The 10,019-nt window shown below is 37.3% G+C and carries 8 protein-coding genes; 2 read left to right on the top strand and 6 right to left on the bottom strand.

The genetic code is table 11. From position 1 onward, the window contains the following. Nucleotides 1-345 precede the first annotated feature (345 nt). The 5 genes from F6K54_RS32160 to F6K54_RS32140 form a co-directional block, all read right to left on the bottom strand. Nucleotides 346-480 carry a hypothetical protein gene (locus F6K54_RS32160; protein WP_293087093.1) on the bottom strand — a complete coding sequence of 45 codons (135 nt, stop codon included), beginning with the start codon at nucleotides 478-480 and terminating at the stop codon, nucleotides 346-348. Nucleotides 481-536: 56 nt separating this feature from the next. After that, nucleotides 537-950: a four helix bundle protein gene (locus tag F6K54_RS32155; RefSeq protein WP_293087090.1), complete on the bottom strand. Its 414-nt coding sequence runs from the start codon at nucleotides 948-950 to the stop codon at nucleotides 537-539. A gap of 43 nt (nucleotides 951-993) precedes the next feature. Next, on the bottom strand, nucleotides 994-4,263 hold the full coding sequence (locus F6K54_RS32150; RefSeq protein WP_366558291.1) for a CHAT domain-containing protein: 3,270 nt from the start codon (nucleotides 4,261-4,263) through the stop codon (nucleotides 994-996). A 41-nt stretch (nucleotides 4,264-4,304) separates the two neighbouring features. Continuing rightward, the gene (locus F6K54_RS32145) at nucleotides 4,305-6,032 is read right to left on the bottom strand and encodes a tetratricopeptide repeat protein (RefSeq protein WP_293087087.1); all 1,728 of its coding nucleotides are present in this window, start codon (nucleotides 6,030-6,032) and stop codon (nucleotides 4,305-4,307) included. 527 nt (nucleotides 6,033-6,559) lie between these two features. After that, nucleotides 6,560-6,844: a hypothetical protein gene (locus F6K54_RS32140; protein WP_293087085.1), complete on the bottom strand. Its 285-nt coding sequence runs from the start codon at nucleotides 6,842-6,844 to the stop codon at nucleotides 6,560-6,562. A 243-nt stretch (nucleotides 6,845-7,087) separates the two neighbouring features. Here F6K54_RS32140 and F6K54_RS32135 point away from each other — a divergent pair, with 243 nt between their 5' ends. Then, on the top strand, nucleotides 7,088-8,500 hold the full coding sequence (locus F6K54_RS32135) for a NupC/NupG family nucleoside CNT transporter (RefSeq protein ID WP_293087083.1): 1,413 nt from the start codon (nucleotides 7,088-7,090) through the stop codon (nucleotides 8,498-8,500). Here F6K54_RS32135 and F6K54_RS32130 read toward each other — a convergent pair. Beyond that, complete coding sequence (locus tag F6K54_RS32130) at nucleotides 8,493-8,627, bottom strand: hypothetical protein (RefSeq protein ID WP_293087080.1); 135 nt, start codon at nucleotides 8,625-8,627, stop codon at nucleotides 8,493-8,495. The two genes, F6K54_RS32135 and F6K54_RS32130, sit on opposite strands and share 8 nt — an antisense overlap. A 541-nt stretch (nucleotides 8,628-9,168) precedes the next feature. On the opposite strand from F6K54_RS32130, the gene F6K54_RS32125 reads away from it, so the two are divergent. Beyond that, on the top strand, nucleotides 9,169-9,675 hold the full coding sequence (locus tag F6K54_RS32125) for a hypothetical protein (protein ID WP_293087077.1): 507 nt from the start codon (nucleotides 9,169-9,171) through the stop codon (nucleotides 9,673-9,675). Nucleotides 9,676-10,019 lie beyond the last annotated feature (344 nt).

Below are 10,019 nucleotides of genomic sequence, written 5' to 3'. Positions count from 1 at the left end.
ACGCGGTGAGGGGGTTTTTGAGGACGCGGAGACGCGGAGACACGGGGACGCGGTGAGGGGGTTTTTGAGGACGCGGAGACGCGGAGACACGGGGACGCGGTGAGGGGGTTTTTGAGGACGCGGAGACACGGGGACATGGAGACACGGGGAGGCGGTGATATCAGATCTGTTGGCTTCGGAGTAATATAATTCCGTCGATCTTCATAAAATGCGTAAGGGCAAATGGCCTTATGCTAACGTAGAGCTGCCGAATGGCGCTCCTACAATATAAGGCGAATGGCATTCGCCCCTACTCTTATCTCTAAATACTGAATAACACCTATATACTGATATACTGAATAACACCTATGCTACCGGATTTGATATGACACCCCATCTCCGTGTCTCCGCGTCTCCCCATCTCCCCATCTCCGCGTCTCCGTGTCTCCCCATCTCCGTGTCTCCGTGTCTCCCCATCTCCGTGTCTCCGCGTCTCCCCATCTCCGTGTCTCCGTGTCTCCCTCTCTCCGCGTCTCCGTGTCTCCCCCTCTCCGTGTCTATCCCGGAGGCTTTCTTTGATGAACAGAGCGAGTAGTAGAAATTGTCCATTTTTCTGGTTGTGAAGCCATTTTTACTAACTGACCTAGTATTTCTTCAAGTTTTGAATCAAGAGACTCTGCTTGAGAATGAGTTAAGTACCCACATCGAAGAGCAATTTCACACCAAGTTTGAGTTTCTGCGGCTTCACTCTCAGCATCTGAGAGCTTACTGACAAAAGCTGCAGGATATCTTCTTTTTCTCCAAGCCTCAGCTAAATTGGCAGCTACAGAACGAGAAGAACGTCGTATTTGGTCGCTGAGGGAGAATCGTTCTTCTGGGGGAAAAGATTTAGTTAGCTCAAAAATCAGCATCGTTACATCCATCGCATTCTGCCATACTCTCAATTCCTTAAAAGAACGAATATCTGTCATAAGTTCCCAGTCCTATTTCCTTAAATTACTCAGTTTCCTCATTTTATCCAATCTCCGCGTCCCCGTCTCTCCTCCTCTCCCCCTCTCCCCATCCCCGCGTCCCCGCGTCCCCGCGCCCCCGCATCCCCGCGTCCCCGCGTCCCCGCATCCCCGCGTCCCCGCGTCCCCGCGTCCCCGCGTCCCCGCGTCCCCGTGTCCCCGTGTCCCCGCGTCCCCGTGTCCCCGCGTCCCCGCGTCCCCGTGTCCCCGCATCCCCGCGTCCCCCTGTCTCCGCGTCCCCGCGTCCCCGTGTCTCCGCGTCATCAAGAACTCCCTCACTCCACTCTCCTTGCAAAGTAAAAGCTGCCCAATAATAAGGAGCTTTCCAACGAGTCTCTGAAACCATCTCCAACTGTGCTTTTCTTAATGCTTCTGTTGGTGATAATTTTTCTTTTAACATCAACCTATAGAATCTACTCATTATTTCGCTCGTAGCAGCATCGTCGATATTCCACAAACTGACGAGTACGCGAGGTGTACCTGCATACATAAATCCTCTGGTTAATCCTACTAATCCTTCTCCTCGTATTTGTTTTCCTAATCCGGTTTGACAAGCACTCAATACTACTAAGTCTGCGGAAAAATCTAGGTTGAAAATATCATGGAGACGTAAAAATCCATTTAGCAAGTTTCCCTGTGGATCTACCATCGATAAAACAATTCCAGAAAATTCAGGATTAATACTATTAAGTAATCCGTGGGTAGCAAAATGGATAATTCTGTATTGATTCAGTTGAGAATTGATTACCTGGGTACGATTTGCTGCAAAATCAAAGTGAGATATAGTTTCTGAGTTTGGCAAAAGGGCGAGAATTGCTTCTGCTTCTGTTCGGGTATATGGGAGTCGTTGCCAAATTCCCACATCCATTTGTCGAGCAGCACGATTGAGGTTATATTGTTCCCAATTTTCACTATGGGTTGATACAGCATTTTCTAACCGGGTATCATCAGGACTAAAGATAGGATCGGCAATTATCGCAATGGTTTTGGGTGCAATTTTTCGTTGTTGGGCATCTCGACGTAGAATACTTAAGGTTGATGCAGAAGGAAGATTGACAATTTCGTGCTTACTTATTAAAGGTAAATAATTTGCTTCTGATGAGGTTGTTGGTAAGGAAATGGCAGCAAAGGGAATGTAATTTAAAATGCCATCACTAACGATCGCCAGGCGTTGATTATTCATTTGCTTGGCAACAGGAGCTAAAATTATCTGATAGAGAGATTTAGAAGTTTCTGCTAAGGAGGACGGATCTGCTCGTCTATTAGTAACAGTAAGACGAAATTCTTTAACTATGTTTTCAATCAATGCTTTTGGAGGGAGTTCATGACTGGTAATACTATTTTTAGTAACCGCCCAAAGAAAGCTACGTTTCTTACCTAAAGAATATTGCAATAGAAGTGTGTCATCATCAAGAATTTGTGTTTGAATCTGTTTTAAAGTGATGGGTTGAGGTTGAGTAATAGCTGCATAACTCGGACTTTTTTCGCGGATTTTTGCCTGGACTTCTTTATATTTTTGGAGGAGATATTGTCGTTCTTGTTCGATGGCTGTTTTTTGTTCTAGGGTTTGTTTTTCACTGCTATAAAGTTCTACCCGTCGTCGCTCAATGGCATCTAATTGTTGTTGTAAATTTCGTTCTTGAATGACTAATTCTGGTTCAACACCTTTGCGAATATCGGTATTTGCTTCGGTAAGAAGTTCGAGGAGACTTCTTGCTTTAGAGCGTTCGCTGATGTTGAGTGCTTGAGCATCATATCCTTGAGAGGGATTTTGTTGATGCAGTTCCATTAATAAGTCGATATAAAATTCATAATAGTCTTGTTTGGAGGTAAAAAAAGTAAGACGTTCTTCGGGAGAATTTTTGCTAGTTCGTGTTTCTTCTATTAAAGAAATTGCTGTTTTTATTTGAGTTAAAGCATTCTGGAGATTACCTTGTTTTTGTTCGACTTGAGCAATACCAAACAAGTTTTCTGCTCTTGATTCGGGATAGTTATTTTCAAGTAGTTCTAGGGATTGATTAAAGAACTGCAAAGCTGTTTCTAGTTTTCCTAAATTAGAATGAACTTTACCTATCTCTGTATGCAAAGAAGAATAATTTTTTCCATGAGAATTTAGAGCTTGTTTTAAAAATTCTAAGGCTGTTTCTAATTCTCCGAGTTCGGAGTATATTGCAGCAATATTCATAGAAATAGAGACTAATTTAAGAGGATAATTTTCTTGGGATATTTTCCAGGCTTGCTGATAAAATGTTAAGGATTTTTCTAAATCTCCGAATTGCTGGTAAAGTTTACCAATTTTATTCAAAATATCGGTTTGTTGATTATAATCTCCGAGCTTTTTGTAAATTATCAATGCTCGATTGTAAAATTCTAAAGCTTTTTCTTTGTCTCCTAACTCGGAGTAAATATCGCCAATTTCACTTAATATTAAAGCTTGTTTGTTAGGATTATCAATTTTCTGAGCAATTCTCAAACCTCGCTCGAAAGAATCTAAAGCATTTTGATAATTTCCAGCCTGAAAAGAAATCCGAGAAATCCAAATTAAAGTATTTATAACTCCCTCATCAAAACCACTATTTTGATAAACTTTCTTAGCTTGATTGAAAAAGTATAATGCCTGTTTTGAGTCTCCTAATTCAGTATAATCTTTACCAATTCGCATGAGACCTGTTACTTCTCGGTCTGCTCCAAGTTTTTGATAAACAAAACGATATTGCTCGAAGGCATTTAAAGCATTTTTAGGACTGTCAATTTGATAGCAAAGCTTACCAATTTCCCTAAATACTTCTGTGTTTGAAATTGTTTTTGATTGAAGAATTTCTTGACCATAGCTTAGGGATTTTTGGCAGAATTCTAGAGCTTTTTCTGAATCTCCTAAATAAGCATAGATTCGACTCATTCTAATCAATATATCAAGGCTTCGTCTTTCTTGAAGAGGTGCATTATTTTCTTGCTCATAAATAGGTAAAGCTTGTTTATAGGAATCTAAAGCTTTTTTGAAATCTCCTAATGTGGTGTAACTTTTACCAATTTCATAAATTGTCCAAGCTTGTCCTGAACGGTCATTATTTTTTTGATAAATACTTTGTGCTTGATTAAAAGTTTCTAATGCTTTGTTTGGATTTTCTAATTCATAGTAAAGCTGACCAATAGTTCGTAAAATCCATGCTTCTGTTTTGTAATCTCCTAATTTTTGAGAAATTGGGATGGCTCGATAATAGAATTGCAAAGCAGTTTCCTTATCTCCAAATTTAATATAGTCTTCTCGAGCAATATTGATGAAAATATTTACTGTCTTTTTCTCTTCACCATTTTCTAGAAAAACCTTTCCCGCTTGCTCATTCGTTTACTCTCTAATGGATTTTGTAATTCATTTTCAGCAGTATAGAGATACAAATAGCCAATCCGACTGAGAGTCTTTGCCACTTCTTCAGTTTTGCCAATTTGTCGGTAAATTTTTAGAGATTTATTCAGAATTTCAAACCCTGTTTCTGAATCTTTCAATCTATAGAAATAAATTCCAGCAATTTTGTCACGCAAGAGATTAGCTTCAGCTTGAAAATCGCCCTTTTCCTGGTAAATTTTCACAGCCTGCGTTAAAAATTCCACCATTTTTTCCAGGTTTTCTTGATTCCCATAGTATTCAGCAACTTTAATCAGAAAATCTATCTCCCCTTCATTATCCCGCAATTCTTGATAAACCTTTCTTGCTTGTTTATATGCTTCTATTTCATTTTTATCATCTTGTAATTTAGAGTAAATATTTCCAATGGCAAACCAAATAACAGGCTGACGATATTCAAATATTAAAGCAGTTTCTGAATCTCCGATTTGACTATAAAATTGACTAGCTTCCTGAAGTATTTCTAATTCTTGATTGTAGAATTCTAACGCTTTTTCGACATCTCCTGAAAAATAGTAAGCTCTTCCTAAACTATCCAGAATATTCGCTATTCCAAAACTATCGCCAATTTCTCGATAAATACCCAATGCTTCTGTATAAAACTCTAATTCCTTTTCTTTATCCTCTAACAAAAAATAGCGATAGCCCATATTTTTTATCGCCAGTGCTTCGCCTTTTTTATCCCCAATTTCTTGATAAATTTTTAATGACTGTTCGTATAATTCCAAAGCTTTTCGTTGATTATCCGACCACCAATAATCCACAGCCATTGTTAATAGATTTGCTTGGGCTTTACCTATCGTAAAACCATCACTATTTTGAGGTGTAATTTCCCCATAAATTGCCATAGCTCGATCGAATAAATCCCATCCTGCTTGGTCATTTCTATACTCCATCAGATTAAATTCACTGAGAAAACCCAAAACAAGAGCTTCTCCTTGTTTATCCCCAATTTCTTGATAAATAGCTAAAGATTTTTGGAGTAATTTATGTTTGTCTAGATCGCTATCATATAAATATCGCTTCTGAGCCATTTTATTCAGAATGCTAGCTTCTCCAGATAAGTTATTAAGTTCCTGGTAAATTCTGAGAGATTTCTGATAAAGTTCTAAGACTTTTTCTGGAGTGCTACGGATTTTTTCTAACAATAACTGAGACTGACGAGAATTGACATACAAACTATGCAATGAGTGAAAATTTCTTTCTTCTTTCAGTCGTTCTAACTCAATAATATAAATACTAGAAATTTGACTGAGAATAAATGCTTCCTGGAGACGGTTATCAAATTCTCGATATAAACTTAATGCTTTATTGTAATGTTCTAATGCCAGCTTTGTTGCGCCAATATCTTTGTAAATTTCACCGAGCTTAATTAAAGTCAATGCTGCTTGAGATTTATCTCCTAATGTTTGCCATTTTAATAATTCTTCTTCCCATTTTCTAATAGCTTTTAGCTGAGATGGAATAATTCTTTGTTGGGCAAAATTTTCAGCTTGATTAACAAATTGTTGTTTATTTATCGGCAGAACATTGTTTTTGCTAGGTTCTGCTATTACAGATTTTGAAAAAATTAAAAAGTAGGTAAATAAAATTAGGCTTTGCTGAAATATTAGTAAGATATTTTTTGCATTTAAAAACATTTATTCATCACCTCCAGACGGCATTTATGAGACATCTCCAGAAAAGAGGAAACAAGGAACAATTGATTTTATTTTGAATTTTCACGCCTATGTTTGTTATACCAAATTCAAAAAAGGCAGTTACATCTTAATTTGTGATTTATTCCTAAAAGAAAAAATTATAAATTCCATAAATTCTAAAATTTCCACCTTTTTTCCTCTTTAATATTTATGTTTTTCTTTCCCTGTTCCCTGTTCCCTGTGTCCTCACTGTAACAATATTTGGTATTACAAGAAAAGTGGGAGCATCTTGCTCCCGTACCAGGTATTCCTGTTTGTTATATACTATTTCGCTACATACCATTATTATCAAAATAATATGGATCTAAAATCCCGCCTTTTAAGGCGCAATATTTTTGGAGCTTTTCTCAAATCCCCCACTTCCCCTCCTGGCTCCCCTCCTGGGAGGGGCGGGGGTGGGTTGGGGAGGGGCAGGGGTGGGTTAACTTCTGACTTCTGACTTCGTTAAGCAGGACTACCCTAAATTTCTAACTAAAAGGATCTAAATCATTACATTCATCTTCATCTCGATCGCTAGGAGCATACTTAGAAGGTGGGCGATCGCTACTCCAGGCCCACCAACTACAACCACACTTACAATGATAAAATTCTTGCCATTTGCGACGACTATTTTCTCCATAGACAGGGGAACGTCGATTAATCCAAACTGCCTGTGCGTCCATTGTACCTGCCCCACATTTAGGACAGGAGAACTGAAACACATGAATTGAAGATTCTGTCCATTGAGGAGGAGTTGGGCTAAATGCTTCCATAATTTATCCTGATTACCATATAAATTTTCTTATGTCAATATTATAACTGAAAGTTAAAAAGCGTTTAGGTCCATAATGCTCGGCAAACAGCAATTTAGCACTCAGCATTGCTGCTTAGATTTATACTGAAACCGAGAGCAATGCAATTTCCAATAAGATTTTAACTCAAGCTCTAAATTGCAGAAAAAAAACACTATTTACTCCCTATTTTCTGCTATATTTATAAATTTTATCCCTAATCAAATGAATGTGTTATTAAACTTTATCTCTTTAATTGGAATTGTAATTCTGTGCTTTATTGCATGGTTAGGTTCAGAAAATCGCCTAATTATTCCTTGGAAAGTTATATTTTGGGGAATAGGATTACAACTATTTATTGGTTTACTCATATTTGTATTACCAACCCGTGACCTAATTGCACAAATCAATAACCTCTTAAATACAGTACTAGATGCTTCCGAAGCAGGGGCCAGATTTTTATTTGGCGGCTCTAATTCAGCAATTGTCCCAGACCCTAATCGCATTGTTGGACCAGGCCCCGCAGCCAGATGGATAGTTAGAACCGTAGGTACTCCTTATGTAGAAATTCCAGGCGATCGCCTCACTCCAGATAATCTTAATTTAGGCTTTATTTTTGCCTTTCGTTCTCTCCCACAAATCATCTTTTTTTCTGGGTTAATTAGTCTATTATATCGACTAAATATTATTCAGCCCATCGTTGAATTGTTTGCTAAAATTTTCCAAAAAACAATGAACATTAGTGGGGCAGAATCTTTATCTGGAGCTGCAAATATATTCGTAGGAATAGAATCAGCAATTGCCGTCAAACCATATCTAAAAGATATGACTCGCAGTGAACTTTGTACTATTTTATCTTGTTGTTTCGGTTCCATCGCCTCTTCAATATTAGGCATATATGCAATTATTCTCAGACCAACCTTTCCTGGTATTACTGGGCATTTAGTCTCAGCATCAATAATGACCATTCCAGCTTGTTTTGTACTATCAAAACTCTTGATACCAGAAACCGAGAAACCGAAAACTTTAGGTCATATTCCATCTGAGAAAAAAAAAGAAAATGACCAATTACCAAACCCAATGGATAGTTTAATGAATGGAGGGATAGATGGAGTAAAAATGTCAGTGGGAATTGTGGCAGTAATTATTGTAATTTTAGGATTACTTGCATTAGTTAATGCCATATTTAATGGTTTAGCAAATCTACCAAGTCCTCTAGGAAATATATTTCAAATAATCACTGTACAAAATATCTTAGGAGCGATATTTTTACCCCTAACTTTTCTCACCGGAGTATCTCTAGAATGGAACGAACTTTGGCAAGTTTCAATATTAATTGGACGTAGATTATTTGAAACAAGTATCCCTCCTTATTTTACTTTGGCACAACTAAAAGCAGCCGGAGAAATTAGCGATCGTGGCTTACTAATAGTTAGTTATGTTCTTTGTGGTTTTACCCACATAGCATCCTATGGAATTTTTGTCGGTGGAATATCAAATCTCATACCATCGAGGCGATCGGAACTTTCTGCTCTTGGTTGGAAAGCTCTATGGGTTGGTACTCTTGCTACTTTAATGACAGGTTGTGTCGCCGGATTATTTGATTTTGGAGACCCTACTATTTTAGGTTTTAGGTGATAGGTTTTAGGTGGTAGGTGGTAGGTTTTAGGTGATAGGTTTTAGGTGGTAGGTGGTAGGTTTTAGGTGGTAAGTTAATAGTTGAATATTCTGAGGAATTTAACTGATAATTTATAGCCATTGCCATTAGATATTTTCAGAAAATAGGAAATAGGGAATAGGGAGAAATAATTGATAATTTTATAGATAAAAATTGATTTTATTTTTTATTTTTTGAGATGTCTATTAGTACTCTTGACTTACAGAACTTCCCGCTGTTATAAGGTATACATCTAGCGGGCAAGATGCCCGCACTACAAGAATTTTACCATTCAAACCTGTACATCATTTGCCCGAAATATGCTGTATGTAATATTAACCTTCCTTCTTCTTTCTGCTATATAACTTTTTTTTCAGATACTGTATACCTAAATCATTATGACTATAGTGACGATCGTTTACAGAAAAACAATTTTTAATTTGGAAGTTTAATATAGTAATTCCAAATGATTTGTCAAAAATCTAAGAATATATAAAACATCTGAAACTTTGACTTCTGTTCCCTAAATTCAAAGATATTTTTACAACTGATAACTGATAACTGAAATAGGATGGCTATATATATGAAAAAATGGCGCTTAATTAGTATTGGATTATTCACAGCTCTAACTTTATTTATTTTCAATTATATGATCGGAAATTCGCATCAAATATCCTTACTAAAACCTGCCCAAGCTGAAGACATTACTAATTCATCAATCGCTTTGAATTCTCGCTCATATAAAGATAGTAAATTTGAGATTGGAATTATAGAAGGTTATCAACAAAAAATCATTGCTGGCGTACCAGTATTTGAATCCCCAGAAGGAAATTTAGCTTATACTGTAGTAGTCAAACCTCAAGTTAATTTACAACAGTTAGATGATAAAACTTTAGCGATAATTGCCATAAATGAATTTGCTAGAGGCGAAAGTTTTCAACCACAAGAATTTCAAAAAATTAAACCAGGAGAAATTACTTTACCTTGGAGTGGTAGTTTAACAATAAATAATAATACACAACCGATAAATGGAATAATTTTAGCCCGTCAGATTGATAGAAATGTATTTTTATTATTAATTAGTGCCACAGAAGCAAAAACAGAAAAAATCACCCAAGTTTTGCAAATTTTATCCAATAGTTTAAAAGCAATTTAATTCCAATTTAAAAAAATAATGCTTATATGCAGTCGAAGGAAAGGTTAGGAAAGATAGACAGGTTAAGAGGTTGTCTGAGAAGTCCCATTTGCTACATTCAAGCCCCCGCTGGTCCCCCAATTTTGGGGGACTAGAGCAAGCAAATTGACTCTTGTTCCCCCCACAGTTGCTATCCCTTACCCATAAGTCTTGAAACCCTTGTGGGACCCACCCCTCGCCCCCTGACAAGGGTAGGTTTTTTACATTAATCGTATAATAGGAGTCAGACAAGGTAGACAAGGAGGGAAAGTGGACAAGGCAGAAGAAGAAAAAAGAGGCATTAAAACTCATGAAGATCTTATTAT

It is taken from the genome of Okeania sp. SIO3B5, assembly GCF_010692555.1.
In the GTDB taxonomy this organism is placed as follows: domain Bacteria; phylum Cyanobacteriota; class Cyanobacteriia; order Cyanobacteriales; family Microcoleaceae; genus Okeania.
Note: the sequence above shows the minus strand (reverse complement) of the source record. Positions and strands in the feature narration are given on the sequence as shown.